The organism is Chromobacterium sp. FG22, from assembly GCF_057809415.1.
In genome coordinates this window covers 1-405 of record NZ_JBMDJX010000086.1, presented here as the reverse complement: position 1 = coordinate 405, position 405 = coordinate 1, and the positions used below count along the sequence as shown (strand labels likewise).

The window sequence follows — 405 nt, the reverse complement described above, 5'->3', positions numbered from 1 at the left end:
GGCTGCGCGACCTGCACCGCCATTACCTGGGCCTGTGCGAACGCCACAGCCGCGCGCCCACCGGCGACGCCACCGCGCGGCGGATGATGGAGAACTACTCCGCCCTGCTGTGCAGCTGGGCCTTGCTGTGCGAGTTCGCCGACCTCGACCCGCAGCAAGGCGGCTTCATCGAAGACCTGCTGGCCGAGATGAACAGCCATATCGTCGACACTGACGGCAGCCGGCTGCCCTGGGTGTGGATCATGGAAATCCTGCTGTCCGAGCTGGAAGCCCGGCGCTTTGACTACCCGCACTGCTGGGACCGGGTCAAACTTCCGGACGGCCGCAGCGAGATGGCGCTGTTCCTCCGCCCGAATCACGTGATGGACCATCTCTCCACCGCGCCGCATCTGCGCGCCAAGTTCG

Annotated in this window: 1 pseudogene; it reads left to right on the top strand. The window is 66.7% G+C overall.

The features are described 5' to 3' along the window. Nucleotides 1-405 (top strand): annotated as a pseudogene (locus ACODSD_RS24790) (toprim domain-containing protein); the annotation flags it as partial.